Source organism: Streptomyces sp. CA-179760, from assembly GCF_050937045.1.
Classification (GTDB): domain Bacteria; phylum Actinomycetota; class Actinomycetes; order Streptomycetales; family Streptomycetaceae; genus Streptomyces.
Map to the genome: position 1 here is coordinate 679,954 of NZ_JBNJLZ010000001.1, position 17,792 is coordinate 697,745.

2 protein-coding genes and 1 pseudogene are annotated in these 17,792 nt (G+C 70.5%); all 3 read right to left on the bottom strand.

Features of this window, described 5'->3' with window-relative positions; all coding sequences use genetic code 11:
* Positions 1-10: 10 nt before the first annotated feature.
* Positions 11-6,133 (bottom strand): annotated as a pseudogene (locus ACQEV8_RS03055) (amino acid adenylation domain-containing protein); the annotation flags it as partial.
* A 252-nt stretch (positions 6,134-6,385) separates the two neighbouring features.
* Entirely contained in the window at positions 6,386-7,159 is a 774-nt protein-coding gene (locus tag ACQEV8_RS03060; protein WP_432957116.1) for an FkbM family methyltransferase, read from the bottom strand.
* Complete coding sequence (locus tag ACQEV8_RS03065; RefSeq protein ID WP_432957118.1) at positions 7,156-17,679, bottom strand: amino acid adenylation domain-containing protein; 10,524 nt, start codon at positions 17,677-17,679, stop codon at positions 7,156-7,158. The genes ACQEV8_RS03060 and ACQEV8_RS03065 overlap by 4 nt, the downstream gene beginning before the upstream one ends.
* Positions 17,680-17,792: the final 113 nt, after the last annotated feature.

Genomic DNA, 17,792 nt, shown 5'->3' on the forward strand with positions numbered 1-17,792 from the left:
GGGCGGCACGGTCCAGCTTCCCGTTCGGAGTCAACGGCAACGCCGCAAGCTCCACGAACGCCGACGGGATCATGAACGCCGGCAGGGACTGCTTCAGATGGTCCCGCAGATCGCCGACGGCGGGGATGCCCTCGGTCTGGGACTCGGGAACGACGTACGCGACGAGGCGCTGCTCGTTCCCGGTCCCGAAGGGGGTCACCGCGGCGGTGCGTACGGCGGGGTGGGTGGCCAGCGCCGAGACGATCTCGCCGGGCTCGATCCGGAACCCGCGCACCTTGACCTGATCGTCCGCCCGGCCCAGGAACTCCAGCTCTCCGCCCGGCAGCGAGCGCACCCGGTCGCCCGACCGGTACATGCGGCTGCCGTCCCCGGCGAAGGGATCGGCGACGAAGCGCTCGGCGCTGAGCGCGGCCCGGTCGTGGTAGCCGCGGGCCACACCCGTACCGGCGATGTACAGCTCACCGGCCACACCGACCGGCGCGGGGCGCAGCTGACCGTCGAGGACATAAGCGCGGGTGTTGGCCATCGGCGCACCGATGGACGGAGCCCCCTCCCCCTCACCGTCGGCCTCGAGGACGGCGATGCTCGCGCAGACCGTCGCCTCGGTCGGACCGTACGCGTTCAGCAGCCGGTACTCGCCACGCCAACGCGCGGCCGCCGCCTCCTCCAGCCGCTCACCGGCGGTGACCAGAGTCCTCAGACCGGCAAGATCGGCCGGCTCAAGCACGGCCAGCAGCGACGGCGGCAGCGTCGCCACCCGCACATCCCTCTCCCGCACCAGCCCGGCCAGCGCACGCGGCTCGCCCCGCTCCTCCGCCGTCGCCACCACCAACCGGCCACCCGCCGCCAACGTCACCACGACCTCGGACACAGCAGCATCGAAACCGAACGGCGCGAACTGCAACACCCCCTCGCCCTCACCGACCCCGAACACACGCCCCTGCGCCTGCGCCAGGTTCACCACACCACGATGCGCGACCTGCACGCCCTTCGGACGGCCCGTCGAACCCGACGTATAGATCACATACGCCAGCTGGTCGGGAGACGTCGTCACCTCGGGGGCACTCGCCGGAAGCACGGCCAGCGCATCCGCGACTGTCGGCTCGTCGAGCCTGATCACGGTCTCCGCCCCGAGACCCTCGGCCGTCGCGCCCGCGCAGACGAGCACCTTGGCGCCACTGTCGGCGAGCATGAACTCCAGGCGCTCGGCGGGGTATTCGGGGTCGAGCGGCAGATAGGCGGCGCCCGCCTGCCAGACCGCCAGCGCAGCCACAACCATGTCGATGCCGCGCGGCAAGCACAGGGCCACCACGGTGTCCGCACCGGAGCCGGCAGCGCGCAGATGGTGGGCCAGGCGGTTCGCGCGCGCCAGGAGGTCCCCGTACTCCTGGAAGGCGTCACCGCACACCACTGCCACGGCGTCCGGGTGCTCGGCGGCGCGTGCCGCGATCAGTTCGTGCACACCGCCCACCGCGGGCAGCGGCTCGGCCGTGTCGTTGCGCTCGTACAGCAGCCGGGACCGTTCGGTCTCGGTCAGCACCGGCAGGTCGTCGATCGGCCGGTCCCCCTCCTCGGCGAGGGCGTCGAGGAAGGTGACGAGGTGGCCGGCCATCCGCTCGATCGTGGTCGGGTCGAACAGCTCGCTGCTGTACTGGAACTCTCCCGAAAGCTCGTCGCCCGAGGCTCCCAGTGTGAGCACCAGGTCGAACCGCACCGGCAGCGCGTCCGGCGCCGGCTCCTGCGGCTCGGCGGCGTTCTCGGGCTCGCGCGCTGCGGCGGGCTCGCCGGCGTCGCCGGACTGGCCGTTGTCGTAGTCGAAGAGGACTTGGAAGAGCGGGCTGCGCGAGCGGTCGCGCTCCGTCACGAGCTCGTCGACCAGCTGCTCGAACGGCACGTCCTGGTGCGCGTACGCACCGAGGGCGGTCTCGCGTACCCGGCCGAGGAGTTCGGCGAAGGACGGGTCGCCGGACAGGTCCGTACGCATGACGAGGGTGTTGACGAAGAAGCCGATGAGGCCCTCGGTCTCGGCCCGGTTGCGGTTCGCGATCGGCGTGCCGACGACCACGTCGTCGGTGCCCGCGTAGCGACCCAGCAGCACGTTGAAGGCCGCGAGCAGGGTCATCGACATGGTGGCGCCCGCTTCGCGGGAGATGGCCCGCAGCCGCTGCGCCGTCTGCGCGGACACGCGGAATTCGGCGAAACCGCCGTCGGTGGAGCGGATCGCGGGGCGCGGGCGGTCGGTGGGCAGCTCGAGGGTCGGCAGGCCGCCGAGCCGGTCGCGCCAGTACGCGAGCTGGGCGTCGAGCACATCGCCGGACAGCCACTGCCTCTGCCAGACCGCGAAGTCCGCGTACTGGACGGCCAGGGGCGGCAGCGGGTCCGGGGCGCCCGCGTGGAAGGCCTCGTACAGCGCCAGGAGTTCGCGGCGCAGGATGCGGCCCGACCACTCGTCCGACACCACGTGGTGCATCGACAGCGCCAAGATGTGTTCCTGCGCCGACACCTTCACCAGCGTCGCGCGCAGCAGCGGCCCGCGCGCCAGGTCGAACGGGGTCTGTGCCTCCGCGGCGACGACAGCCCGTACGGCGACGACCGGGTCCTCTCCCGCCGGCACCTCCACGATCCGGAGGTCGAACGGCGCGGGCTCGTCGATGACCTGGTGCGCGACACCGTCCGCGTCCGCGACCAGACGCGTGCGCAGCACCTCGTGCCGCGCGACCACGCCACCCAGAGCCGCGCGCAGCGCCTCCCTGTCGACGTCGCCGTCCCAGCGGACGGACGTCGCCAGGTTGTACTCGGACGAACCCGGTTCCAGCTGGTCGAGGAACCACAGGCGCTGCTGGCCGAAGGAGAGCGGCAGGGTCTGGTCGCGGCCCACGGCCACGACCGGAGGGGCCACGGCGGCGGTGCCGGCGCCTTCGATCACGGCGGCGAACTGGCGCACGGTCGGCTCGTCGAAGAGCGCCGACAGCAGCACCTCGACGTCGAACACCTCGCGAATGCGGGAGATCACCTGGGTGGCGAGGAGGGAGTGGCCGCCCAGCTCGAAGAAGTTGCCCTCCGCGCCTATCTCATCGATGCCCAGGACCTCGGCCCACACCTCGGCCAGGATCTGCTCCACCTCGGTCCGGGGCGCGACAAAGCCCGTCTGGTTCTGGAGCACGCTGTCCGGAGCCGGTAGTGCGGCGTGGTTGAGTTTGCCGTTCGCGGTGAGCGGCAGTTCGCTCAGTTCCACGAAAACGGACGGGACCATGTACTCCGGCAGCCGGTCACCAAGGAATCCGCGCAATTCTCCGACCGCGGGAACTCCGGTTTCCCCATCACCCGGGACGAGATACGCCACAAGCCGACGTTCCGCACCCACGCCACTGGCGGTCACCACCGCGGAAGCGATCAGCGCGTGACCGAGCAGCGCGGCCTCGATCTCGCCCGGCTCGATCCGATATCCCCGCACCTTGATCTGACCGTCCGCACGACCCACGAACTCCAGCCGGCCATCAGCCAGCCGCCGGACCCGGTCACCCGTCCGATACATCCGCCCACCATCCGCGGCGAACGGATCAGCGACAAACCGCTCACCGGTCAGACCAGCCCGACCGGCATAACCCCGCGCCACCTGCGGCCCCGCAACGAACAACTCACCGACCACACCCACCGGAACCAGGTTCAAGAACCCGTCCAGCACATACACCCGCGCATTCCCCAGCGGCCGACCCAGACCCACCACACCCTCCGCGAGACCACCCGAACCCTCGACCAGCTCACCGGCGATCACACCGACCGTCGTCTCCGTCGGCCCGTAATGATTCACCACCACCCGCTCCCCAGCCGCCTCCACCAGGCCACGCAACCACGCCGCGGACGCGCCCTCACCACCCAGCACCAGACCCCGACGAGGAACCAGCGGACCGAATACGCCACCACACCCCGCCACCAGCGCCGCCAGATGCGACGGCACCACCTTCACGAAATCGATGCCCCACTCCCGAACGAAGTCCGCCACTCCGCGCCCGTCCACCGCGACGTCCGCATCCACCACATGCAGCACACCACCCGACACCAGACACCCGAACACCACCGTGTTGCCCAGGTCCGTCACCACCGGCTGCAACAACCCGAACCGGCCGCCCGCAGCGCCCCACCCGAAACGCTCCCCCACCGCAACCACGTAATGCGCCAGACCACCATGAGTGACCTGAACACCCTTCGGCCGCCCCGTCGAACCCGACGTATAAACCACATACGCCAACTGCCCGGAATTCGTTTTCACATCGGGAGCGGAAGAGGAAAGCCCCGCCAGCACAGCGGAAACCACCGCGTCATCGACAACGACCGTCCTCAGCCGCCCGACAGGCAGCTCGTCCACCAATTCCTCGGTACCGACCAACACCGTCGCCCGGCTGTCACGCAGCATGAACCCGAGCCGCTCCACCGGATACTCCGGATCCAACGGCAAATACGCCCCACCCGCCTGCCAGACCGCGAGGATGGCCACGATCATGTCGATCCCCCGCGGCAGACACAACGCCACCACCGACTCCGACTCCACACCCACCGACCGCAGGTAATGCGCCAGACGATTCGCCCGACCCATCAACCCGCCATACGACAACGCCTCCCCGCCCGCAACAACCGCCAGCGCATCCGGAGCCACACCAGCCCACTCAGCGATCAGCTCATGCACCCCACCCACAGCCGGCACATCCACCGAAGGCGCATTCCACCCCTGGACCAAGACCTCACGCTCACCGGCCGACAACACCGGCAGCTCACCCACCCGCTGACCGGCATCCGCCGCCACCGCCGACAACAGCGTGACAAGATGCCCACCCAGCCGCTCCACCGTCGCCGCATCGAACAACGCGGTGCTGTACTCGAACTCCGCACCCAACCCGGCGCCGCCGTCACTCAGCACCAACCGCAGATCGAACTTCGCATCGACCTCGTCGTCACCGCTGCCGATCTCGAACGAGCCGCCCTCGACGAAGTCGTAGTTGAACAGTGCCTGGAACAACGGCGTCCGCGAGCGATCCCGCTCCGACACCAACGCCTCCACCACCTGCTCGAACGGCACATCCTGATGCGCATACGCACCCAGAGCCGTCTCCCGCACCCGCCCCAGCACCTCACGGAACGACGGATCACCCGACAGATCCGTACGCATCACCAACGTGTTCACGAAGAACCCGATCAGGCCCTCCGTCTCCGCACGATTCCGGTTCGCCACCGGCGTGCCGACCACCACGTCGTCCGACCCCGCATACCGGCCCAGCAGCACCGCGTACGCCGACAACAACGTCATGAACATCGAGACACCGCACTCGCGCGACAGCTCACGCAGGCCGTCGGCGATGTCGTCCGGGATGTGGATGCCCATGGTCGCGCCGGCCGAGGAACGCACGGGCGGGCGCGGGCGGTCGAGGGGGAGGTCCAGTTCCGCCGCGCCGGAGAGTCGGTCGCGCCAGTAGGAGAGCTGCCGTTCCAGGGCGTCGCCCTGCAGCCACTGCCGTTGCCACACCGCGTAGTCCGCGTACTGCACCTCGAGCGGCGGCAGCGGGTCGGACTCGCCTGTGCGGACCGCCTCGTACAGGGCCATCAGCTCACGGTGGAAGACGGAGTCCGACCACTCGTCGAAGACCACGTGGTGCAGGGCGACCACGAGGACGTGCTCGGCCTGGCCCGCGCGCAGCAGCGTCGCGCGGATCAGCGGTCCCGTCGACAGGTCGAACGGCACCTGCGCGTCGGCCGCCGCCAACTCCCGTACGGCCTGGGCCGGGTCAGTGCTGTAGGAGACGTCGACGACCGGCAGCGGGAACGGCGCCGGCTCGTCGATCACCTGATGCGGCACACCGTCCGCACCGGCCACCAGGCGCGTCCGCAGCACCTCGTGCCGCGCCACCACGCCGCTCAACGCCGCGCCCAGCGCCGCCACATCGGGCGTGCCGTCCCACCGCACGCGCATCGACAGGTTGTACTCGGTCGAACCGGGTTCCAACTGGCTGAGGAACCAAAGGCGCTGCTGGGCAAAGGACAGCGGAAGGGGCCCGTCGGGACGCGGCTCCCATGTACGGCGCGATACCTGCTCTCCCCGGAGGCGTCGCTTCAGCAATTCCCGCTTGGCGTCAGAAAGCATCAGTTGTCCCCTGCAAATGAGAAAAGCTGAATGTGTGCATGCCCCTGCATCGTCGGGAGAATCCCCCGCCTCACCATGGCACACCGCTGGATCATTGATCCAGCGGCGTCATGGCGTACGTGGTGTGCGGTCACCGGCAATTATTCCGGCACCGTGTTCAACTGCTGCGCGGCGGCGTTTGAACGCCCTGTCGCGCGCTCCCGGGGCGCTGTCCGCAGCGGACCGCGGCGGCCTCTCGCGCCTTGTCCCGCCTTACGGCCGCGTGGCGGCGAGTTCGTACAGATCCGTTCCGGCGAGCTTGGGCTGCTGGTTCACCGCGACGGTGAAGCCGTGCCGTTCAAGGAGGTCGGTGAGGGTCCGGAGCCTGCCGGCCTCGTCGTGGACCTCGGCGACGATGTGGCCGATCAGCGGCCAGTGGTCGTCCTCGACTCCCGCCAGGACCAGGTGTTCCGCGCGCTCGACGTCGATCTTCAACAGGCTGACCTCCGGCAGGTCGTGGGCCCTGATCAGATCGGAGACGGTGAGCGTGGGCACGGACATGTCGATACCGCGGTGCAGATCCTTGACTATCTCGCCGATGTATTCCTCCGGGATTCCGGTGTTGCGCAGAAATACGCGGGTGTTCTCGTCGTCCGCCTCCTGGTCGGCGAACAGCCCGGAGTTTCCGGTCGACCTCGGGTAATAGGTGAATGTCGCCTCGCCGGCCCGGTCGGCCACCGCACTGCGTACGGCGACGGCGCCCGGCAGATGGCTGCGCAGATTCGCCTCCAGACAGGAGAACGTGGTCGGCGCGGGTTCCACAGACACGATCCTGAGATCGGGCGCTTTCCAGCCGAACATCAGCGAGACGATTCCGATGTTCGCCCCGATGTCGAGGACGGTGTCCCCGGGCCGCAGCGCGTCCGCGGCCGAGTTGTAGAGCCCCGCATCCACGGCCTCCGCCCACAGGACCTTGGCCTCGGCCGGGCTGACGCAGGTGATCCTGCGCCCATTGGGGAGTTCATACGTGCTGTTCTGCCCCGTCATGCGGACACCCCTCCGTCCTGCCGGCCGCTGCGGGTGATCTCGGCGCTCAGGTACGCGCCCACGGCCTCGGCGCTCTCGCCGTAGAAGACGGTCGAGTGCTCGCCCGGCACGTCCACGAGCTCGGGACCGCGCGTGACGGGGATCTGCCACTGCTCGAGGGTCCACTTGTACGGCTTGGGCTTGTCGTCGCGCGGCATGAGGAGCACGACCCGGCCGTCGTAGTTCCGCATGCCGCGGTGCATGAGTTCGCCGTAGTACGAGTAGGCGAGGTGGTTGATGACGAGGGCGCGCATGATCCGCAGGGCATGCTTGTCGCCCTCGCGGACGCCCTTGGCGATCTCGTCGTCCGGCGCTCCGAGCTTCAGCAGCTTCTTCTCGGCGGCTCGGGGGAGTTTCGTCCCCTCGGCTCCGTCGAGGGCTGCCTCGATCGCGGCCAGCAGCTTCTTGTCGGACCGGCCGAACGCCTGGGTCGGCATGCGCCAGGCGAAGGGCTGGCGGGCCGGCGCCATGAGGAAGACGCCGCCGACCTGCTTGCCCATGGCGGTGAGCTGGCGCGCCATCTCCAGCGCGACGTAGGAACTCCCGGACTGTGCGGTCAGCAGGTACGGGCCCTCCTTCTGCACCCGCAGCATCTCGCCGATGTACGTGGTCGCCATCTCCTCGACGGACGACGGCGGCGCGTCCTCGCCGGTCAGGCCGCGTTCCTGCAGCCCGTAGAACCGCTGCCCCTCGGCCAGGTGCCCGGCGACCTCGGCGAACGCGGCGACCTCGCCGGTCAGGGTGTGCACGGCGAAGATCGCGGGGCTGGTCCGGCCCGCGCGGATGGTCACCACCGAGCGGAGCTCGGGGTCCTCCGCCTGGATCTGGATCAGCGGCGCGGCGGACGCGAGGGTCGGGTGGTCGAAGAGGTCCCCGACGCTGATGTCGTGGCCCGCGCCGCGGATACGGCCGACGATCTGGGTGACGAGGAGCGAGTTGCCGCCCAGCTCGAAGAAGTTGTCGTGGGCGCCGATCCGCTCGATCCCGAGGACCTCGGACCAGATCTCCGCGAGAAGCTCCTCCGCCTCACCGGACGGCGCGATGTACTCCGTGCCGGCGGAGCGAACCGTCTTGGGCTCCGGCAGCGCCGCCTTGTCCACCTTGCCGTTCGTGGTGAGCGGCAGCCTCGACATCTCAGTGAAGGCCGCCGGGACCATGTACTCCGGCAGGGTCCCAAGCAGCAGCTCCCGCAGGTCGGCGGAGTCCGGTATGCCTTCCTCGTGGTCGGTGGGCACCAGGTAGGCGGCCAGCTTGCGGTCGGCGGCCTCCCCGTACGCGGTCACGACAGCCGTGCGTACGGCGGCGTGCGCGGCGAGCGCCGCCTCGATCTCGCCGGGCTCGACCCGGAAGCCGCGGATCTTGACCTGGTCGTCCGCCCGGCCGACGAACGCCAGCCGGCCGTCGGGCATCCAGCGGGCCTGGTCACCCGAGCGGTACATGCGGGTGCCGTCGGCGGCGAAGGGGTCGGCCGCGAAGCGTTCGGCGGTCAGGTCGGGGTGGCCCAGGTAGCCGCGCGCGACGCCGGTGCCGACGATGTACAGCTCGCCCGTCATCCCGACGGGGACGGGGCGCAGCTGGTCGTCCAGGACGTAGGCGCGGGTGTTGGCCATCGGTGCGCCGATCGGAGGCACGCCGTCACCGTCGGGGTCGAGGACGGCGATGCTCGCGCAGACCGTCGCCTCGGTCGGACCGTAGGCGTTCAGGAGGCGGTACTCGCGGCGCCAGCGTGCCGCTGCGGCCTCCTCCAGTCGCTCGCCGGCCGTGATGAGGGTCCGCAGACCGGCCAGGTCGTCGGGCTCAAGCACGGACAGGAGCGACGGCGGCAGCGTCGCCGCCCGTACGTCCTTCTCCCGTACGAGCGCGGCCAGGGCGCGCGGCTCGCCGCGCTCCTGCCCGGTGGCCACGACCAGCCGGCCACCGGCCGCCAGCGTCACCACGACCTCGGACACCGCAGCGTCGAAGCCGAACGGGGCGAACTGCAGCACCCCGTCGCCTTCGCCGACACCGAACGCACGGGCCTGCGCCTGCGCCAGGTTCACCACACCCCGGTGCGCGATCTGGACGCCCTTCGGACGGCCCGTCGAACCCGACGTGTAGATCACGTACGCCAGCTGGTCGGGCGTCGTCGTCACCTCGGGCGCACTCGTCGGCAGCTCCGCCAGCGCGGCCACGACCGCCGGAGCATCGACGACCACCGTCCGCAGACGTCCGACCGGCAGCTCGTCGACCAGCTCCTCGGTGCCCACGAGCACCGTGGCCCGGCTGTCGCTCAGCATGAAGCCGAGCCGGTCGGCGGGGTACTCCGGGTCCAGCGGCAGGTACGCGCCACCGGCCTGCCAGACCGCGAGCATCGCCACGACCATGTCCACCCCACGGGGGAGGCACAGCGCCACCACGGACTCCGAGCCCACGCCGGCAGACCGCAGGTAGTGCGCCAAACGGCTCGCCCGGCCCATCAACTTCGCGTATTCGACGGAGACTTCACCGCACACCACCGCCACCGCGTCCGGCGTCCGCGCCGCCCGCTCGGCGATCAACTCGTGCACCCCACCCACCGACGGCAACGACTCCGCCGTCGCGTTCCATTCGCGTACGACCTGGTCATGCTCGGCCGCCGTCAGTAGCGGCAGCTCACTCACCGGCCGCTCGGCATCCGCGCCGACAGCTCCCAGCAACGTCACGATGCGCCCCGCCATCCGCTCGACCGTCACCGCGTCGAACAACGCGGTGCTGTACTGGATTTCTCCGGTCAGGGCACCGTCGTCCTCCCCCAGCGCCACGACCATGTCGAACTGAACCGGCAGCAGACCCGTGCCGGTTTCGATGCCCATGCCGGCCCCGTCGGCCCTCCTCCGGTCGGAGGGCGAGGTTCCGGCCGCCTCGGCCGCGTAGTTGAAGGAGACGCGGGTGAGGGGGCCACGGGTACGGTCCCGTACATCGGCGATGGCGTCCACCACCTGCTCGAACGGCAGGTCCTGGTGCGCGTACGCACCGAGGGCGGTCTCGCGTACCCGGCCGAGGAGTTCGGCGAACGTCGGGGCGCCGGAGAGGTCCGTGCGCATCACAAGGGTATTGACGAAGAAGCCGATCAGGCCCTCGGTCTCGGCACGGTTCCGGTTCGCGACCGGCGTGCTCACGACGATGTCGTCGGAGTCGACGTAGCGGCCCATGAGGACGTCAAAGGCGGCGAGCAGCGTCATGAACATCGTCGTGCCGTGCTCACGCGACAGCGCCTTCAGCGCCTCCACCGTACCCGCGGGCGCCTCGAACCGGACCACTGCCCCCTCGGTGGAACGCACCGCAGGCCGCGGCCGGTCGGTGGGCAGCTCCAGTTCCGACGCGCCGCTCAACTTGTCGCGCCAATACGCTAGTTGCCCTTCGAGCACGTCGCCGGTCAGCCACTGCCGCTGCCAGGCGACGACGTCCGCGTACTGGAACTCCAGCGGCGGCAGCGGGTTCGCCTCGCCCGCGCGGAACGCCTCGTAGAGGGCTGCCAGCTCGCGCTGGAAGACCCTGTCCGACCACTCGTCGAAGACGACGTGATGGATGACGAGGGACAGGACGTGCTCGTCCGGAGCGATCCGTACGAGCATGCCCCGCAGCAGGGGGCCGTTCGCCAGATCGAACGGCGTCAGGGCATCCTTCGTGACCACGTCGTTCGCTGCGCCCTGCGGATCCACGCTCCCGGAGACGTCGAGGACGGGGAGGGGCATGGGAGCCGGCGGGTCGATGACCTGGTACGCCACGCCGTCGGCGCCTGCCACCAGGCGGGTGCGAAGTACCTCGTGCCGGGCGACTACCGCGTTCAGCGCCGCGCCCAGGGCCTCGAGGTCGACGTCGCCGTTGAGACGGAGACGGGTCGACATGTTGTACTCCGTCGAGCCCGGCTCCAGCTGGTCCAGGAACCACAGGCGCTGCTGAGCGAACGACAGCGGAAGCGGCTGCGTACGGTCCGCCGGCACCACCGGCGGCGCCGAATCACCCGCAGCGCTCTCGATCGCGGCCGCCAGGCCACGCACCGTCGGCCGGTCGAACAGCGCCGACAGCGGCACCTCGGCCCCGAACGCCTCCCGGATCCGGGAGATCACCTGCGTCGCGAGCAGCGAGTGACCACCCAGGTCGAAGAAGCCATCGGTGACACCGACCCGCTCCAGGCCCAGCACCTGCGACCAGATGCCTGCCAGCAGCTCCTCCGAGGCGGTGACGGGCGCGACGAATCGGGATTCCGAGTCGAGACTCCGTTCGTCCGGCTCGGGGAGTGCCTTGCGGTCGATCTTGCCGTTCGGGGTGAGCGGCAGCGCGGCCAGCTCGACGAACACCGACGGCACCATGTACTCCGGCAGGCCGACGCGCAGCCACTCCCGTAGCTCGCCCGCCGACGGAGCACCCTCCGCCTGGTCGGCGGGAACGACGTACGCCACCAACCGGCGCTCCACGCCCTGCCCGCGGCCGACGACGACCGCCGAGCCGACCGCCTGATGCCCGACCAGAGCCGCCTCGATCTCGCCCGGCTCGATACGGAAACCGCGCACCTTCAGTTGCTCATCGGCGCGGCCCATGAACTCCAGGCGGCCGTCGGGCATCCACCGCACGCGGTCGCCCGTCCGGTACATCCGCGAACCGTCCGCAGCGAACGGATCAGCCGCGAACCGCTCCGCGGTCAGGTCCGGACGACCCAGGTACCCGCGGGTCACCCCGGCACCGCCGATGAACAGCTCACCCGCCACACCCACCGGCACCGGCTCCAGCCGGCCGTCCAGCACGTACACCTGAGTGTTCGCCACCGGCGACCCGATCCCCGGCGCCCGATCCGGCGTCACCTGCTCACACGTCGACCAGATCGTCGTCTCCGTCGGCCCGTACATGTTCCAGAGGCCCTCGACGCGCTCCACCAAGGCACGTGCCAAGCCGTCCGGGAGCGCCTCGCCACCGCACAGCGCCCGCAGCCCAGGCCGTCCGGTCCAGCCGTCGGCGACCAGCATCTGCCACGTCACCGGCGTCGCCTGCATCACCGAGACACCCCAGCGCTCCAGCTCACCCGCCAGCACGCCCGGATCGCCCACCACCTCACGATCAGCGACCACGACACGGCCACCCACCACCAGCGGCAGCCACAACTCCAGCCCCGCGATGTCGAAGCCGAACGTCGTGACCGCCAGCAGCGCATCGTCCGAGTCGAGCCCCGGACGCGTCGCCATACCGGAAAGGAAGTTCACCAAACTCGCCTGGCCCACCAGCACGCCCTTCGGCCGACCGGTCGAACCAGACGTGTACAGCACATACGCCAGCTGATCGGCAGCGCAGATCACATCGAGGGAGGTGGACGAGAGACTCTCCAGCATCGACCGCGTCTCCGCGTCGTCCAGCCAGACCACCGAACCCACCGACTCCACCGGCAACCCGCCAGCCACCGACCGATGACCCACCAGCACCCCCGTGCCACTGTCCGCGAGCATGAACTCCAGCCGGTCCGAAGGGAACTCCGGATCCAGCGGCAGGTACGCACCCCCCGCCAGCCACACCGCAAGGCCCGCCACCATCATGTCCACGCCGCGCTCCACACACACCGCGACCACGGACTCCGCGCCCACGCCCACCGACCGCAGGTGACGCGCCAAACGGTTCGCCCGGGCCATCAACCCGCCGTACGTCACCGACTCCCCGCCGACCACCACAGCCACCGCATCCGCAGCCGTAGCGGCCCGCGCGGCAATCAGGCCATGAACACCGCCGACCCCGGACACCTCCACGCCCGTGTCGTTCCAGCCCCGCACGACCACATCCCGCTCACCCGCCGTCAGCACCGGAAGCTCATTGATCTCCCGATCCGCGTCCGCCACGACAGCGTCCAGCAGCGTGACCAAGTGCCCTGCCATCCGCTCCACCGTCGCCGCGTCGAACAACGCGGTGCTGTACTGAATGCCTGCCTTGAGCGTGCCGTCGCCGGACTCCTCCAGCATCAGCCACAGGTCGAAGACTGCGGCCACCTGACCAGGAGCGCTGCCGAGGTGCTCCCCGGCGTCGGCCGTACCGCGGACCTCCTCGCCCTCGCCGGTCCCGTAGCTGAAGAAGACCTGGAAGAGCGGTGTGCGGGACCGGTCCCGCTCCGTGACGAGTTCGTCCACCAGCTGCTCGAACGGCACGTCCTGATGTGCGTACGCGCCCAGGGCGGTTTGGCGCACCCGACCGAGCAGCTCTGTGAACGACAGGTTGCCCGACAAGTCGCCGCGCAGCACCAGGGTGTTGACGAAGAAGCCGATCAGGCCCTCGGTCTCGGCCCGGTTCCGGTTCGCCACCGGCGTGCCCACGACCACGTCGTCCGCCTCCGCGTACCGTCCCAGCAGGACGTTGAAGGCCGCCAACAGCGTCATGAACATCGTGGTGCCGTTGGACCGGGACAGCGCGCGCAGCGCCTCCGCCGTCTCGGCCGAGACGGTGAACGGGGCCATCGCTCCCTCGGTCGACCGCACCGGCGGGCGCGGACGATCGGTGGGCAGGTCGAGTACGGGTGCGTCGGCCAGTTGCTCGGTCCAGTAGGCCAGTTGTCCTTCGAGGACCTCGCCGCCGAGCCATTCGCGCTGCCAGGCCGCGAAGTCCGCGTACTGGACGGCCAGCGGCGGCAGCGGGTTCGGCCGGTCGGCGCGGAACGCCTCGTACAGCGCGACGAGTTCACGTCGCAGGATCCGCGCCGACCACTCGTCGGACACGACGTGGTGCATCATCAGCGCCAGCAGATGCTGCCCCTCGCCGAGCCGTATCAGGGTGGCCCGGACCAGGGGGCCGTCGGCGAGACGGAACGGTGCCATCGTGTCCAGGAACGCCAGCCGCTCGGCCTCGCGCACCGGCTCCGCGCATCCGGAGAGGTCCACCACGGGCAGCACGAACTCGGTGGGCGGATCGATCACCTGGTGAGGCACGCCGTCCGCGTCCGCCACCAGACGGGTCCGCAGCACCTCGTGTCGCGTCACGACCTCGGTGAGCGCCTTGCCGAGGATCGCGACGTCCAGGTCGCCGTCCCAGGGGAGGTACATCGGGAGGTTGTACTCGACCGATCCGGGCTCGAGCTGGTCCAGGAACCACAGGCGCTGCTGCGCGAACGACAGCGGCAGCGCGTCGTCCCTGCTGACGACCGTCCATGCCGGGGCGGTCGCACCGGGCGTGGCGGCGGCGAGGACATCGGCCAGGCCCGCGACCGTCGGGTGGTCGAACATCGCCGCTACGGGGATGTCGGTGCCGAACACGTCCCGGACGCGGGACACGATTTGGGTCGCGAGGAGCGAATGCCCGCCCAGCTCGAAGAAGTTGTCCGTCGCGCCGACGCGCTCCAGGCCCAGGAGCTGGGCCCAGATGTCGGCGAGCAGTACCTCGATGGCCGTGCCCGGCGCCACGAAGTCGCCCTCGGTACGCGCGTTCTGCACCGGGTCGGGCAGGGCCGCGCGGTCGAGCTTGCCGTTGGGGCTCAGCGGCAGGGCCGCGAGCTCAAGGAACCCGGACGGGATCATGAACGCCGGCAGCCGACTGCCCGCGTACGTGCGGAGGTCGGCAACGGAGGGGATACCGGCGGTCTGGTCGGCTGGGACAAGGTATGCGGCGAGGCGTCGGTCCTCTTCGTCGCCGCAGGCGGCGACGACGGCGGTGCGGATCTGGGGGTGGCCGGCCAGGACCGCCTCGATCTCGCCCGGCTCGATCCGGAATCCGCGGACCTTGACCTGGCTGTCGGCCCGCCCGACGAAGTCGAGCTGCCCGTCTGGCAGCCAGCGCGCCCGGTCGCCGGAGCGGTACATGCGCGTGCCGTCGGCGGTGATGGGGTCGGCGACGAACCGCTCGGCGGTCAGGTCCGGGCGACCGCGATAACCACGGGCGACCTGGGGACCGGCGATGTACACCTCACCGGCGACGCCCACAGGGACCGGGTTCAGCCGGTCGTCCAGGACGTAGAGACGGGCGTTGGCCACCGGCGCACCGATCGCGGGCGCACCGGTGAGGAGGTCCCGGTCCACGACACCGGTGGTCACCATGACGGTCGACTCGGTCGGCCCGTACGTGTTCACCAGCCGACGACCGGCCGACCAGGCACGGGCCACCGGCTCGGTCAGCCGCTCCGCACCCAGCAGCAGCGTCTCGACACCGAACACCGCCCCCGGGTCCAGCACGCCCAGCAGGGACGGAACCACGCTCGCCGCGCGCACCCCCTCGGCCCGCAGCATCGACGTCAAAAGAGCCGCCTCGGCCCGCTCCTCCGACGTCGCCACCACCAGGACACCACCCGAGGCGAGCGTCACCGCCACATCCAGGACGGCCGCGTCGAAACTGAACGACGCGAACTGCAGCATCCGCACCCCCGGACCAGCATCGAGGACCGGAGCCAGCGCCGACACCATGCCCACCACGCTGCCGTGCGCGACCTGCACACCCTTCGGCCGACCCGTCGAACCCGACGTATAGATCACATACGCCAACTGCTCGGCGGAACGCTCCACCTCAGGCGCTTCCGACGGCAGCCCGGCCAGGACCTCCCGTACGGCCGGATCATCCAGCCACACACCCTGCCCGACCGCCGGCCCCTCCACCAGGGACCGCTGACCCACCACGACCTGCACACCCGCATCCGCCAGCATGAACCCAAGCCGGTCAGCCGGATACTCCGGATCCAACGGCACATACGCACCACCGGCCTGCCACACCGCGACCATCGCCACGACCATGTCCACCCCACGCGGCAGACACAGCCCCACCACCGACTCCGCACCCACACCACCGTCACGGAGAAGATGCGCCAGACGATTCGCCCGCGCCATCAACCCGCCGTACGTCAGCGACTCCCCGCCGGCCACCACAGCCACCGCATCCGGAGCGGCAACCGCCCGCTCCGCGATCAGCTCATGCACACCGGCCACCGACGGAAGCTCCACCGACGACGCGTTCCAGCCCTCCACCACCAGCTCACGCTCACCCGCCGACAGCACCGGCAGCTCACCCACCCGGCAGTCCGCTTCCTCAGCCACGGCCTCCAGCAGCGTGACCAAGTGACCGGCCAACCGATCCACCGTCGTGCCGTCGAACAGCGCAGTGCTGTACTCGATCTGGCCGGACAGCCCGCCATTCTCGCTGTCGCCGAGCCGCAGCGCCAAGTCGAACTGCACCGTGCGATCGGCATGGGCGGACGACTCGCCGGCGCCCTGTCCCGGCGCCTCCGGAGCGCCCTCGGTGTCATAGCTGAAGAAGACCTGGAACAGCGGGGTCCGGGACCGGTCCCGCTCCGTGACCAGCTCGTCCACCAGCTGCTCGAACGGCACGTCCTGATGCGCGTACGCACCCAGAGCCGTCTCCCGCACCCGCCCCAACACCTCACGGAACGACGGATCACCCGACAGATCCGCCCGCAGCACGAGCGTGTTCACGAAGAACCCGATCAGGCCCTCCGTCTCGGCACGGTTCCGGTTCGCCACCGGCGTGCCGACCACCACATCGTCCGACCCCGTGTACCGGCCCAGCAGCACGTCGAAGGCCGCCAGCAGCGTCATGAACATCGTCGCGCCGCTCTGCCGCGACAGTGCTCGCAGCGCCTCCGCCGCCGACGCCGGCACGGTGAACGCGGTCTGCGCGCCCGCCGAGGACCGTACGGCCGGACGCGGCCGGTCCGTCGGCAGCTGCAGCGCCGGGGCGTCGCCCAACCGGTCGCGCCAGTAGGCGAGCTGCTCGTCCAGGACGTCGCCGGACAGCCACTGTCGCTGCCAGACGGCGAAGTCCGCGTACTGGAGGGCCGGCGGCGGCAGCGGGTCCGGCTCGCCGACCCGGAACGCCTCGTACAGGGCGGTCAGTTCGCGCTGGAAGATGCGCTCCGACCATTCGTCGGTCACGACGTGGTGCATGGTGAGCGCCAGGACGTGCTCGTCCGAGGCCATGCGGATGAGGGCGGCACGGACGAGGGGGCCGTTCGTCAGGTCGAACGGGGTGGCCGCGTCCGCGGCCACGAGGGCGCGGGCTGCGCCCACCGGGTCCGCCGCCCCGGACACGTCCACGACCGGCAGCGGGAAGGGCGCCGGCGGGTCGATGACCTGCCGCGGCACTCCGTCCGCATCGGGGGCGAGGCGGGTGCGCAGCACTTCGTGCCGGGCGGCCACGCCGCTCAGTGCCGCGCCCAGGACGGCCACGTCCAGGTCGCCGGTCCAGGGCATCGGGGTCGGCAGTACGTGGCCGAGCGCACCGGGCTCCAGCCGGTCCAGGAACCACAGGCGCTGCTGCGCGAACGACAGCGGCAGCGGTTCGTCGCGGTCTGCCGGGGTCACCGGCGGCACCGTCACGCCCGTGCCGGACGCGTCGATCGCCTCGGCCAGGCCGCGTACCGTGGGCCGGTCGAACATCGCGGACAGCGGCACCTCGGTCCCGAAGACCTCGCGCACGCGGGAGATGACCTGCGTGGCGAGCAGCGAGTGGCCGCCGATCCCGAAGAAGTCGTCGTCGGCGCCGATCCTGTCCACTCCGAGGACCTGCTCCCAGATCCCGGCGAGCAGTTGCGCGGTGGCACCCGCGGGGCCACGTACTGGTGGGTGTCCGCATGGGCGGCGGGGTCGGGCTGCGGGAGCGCGGCGCG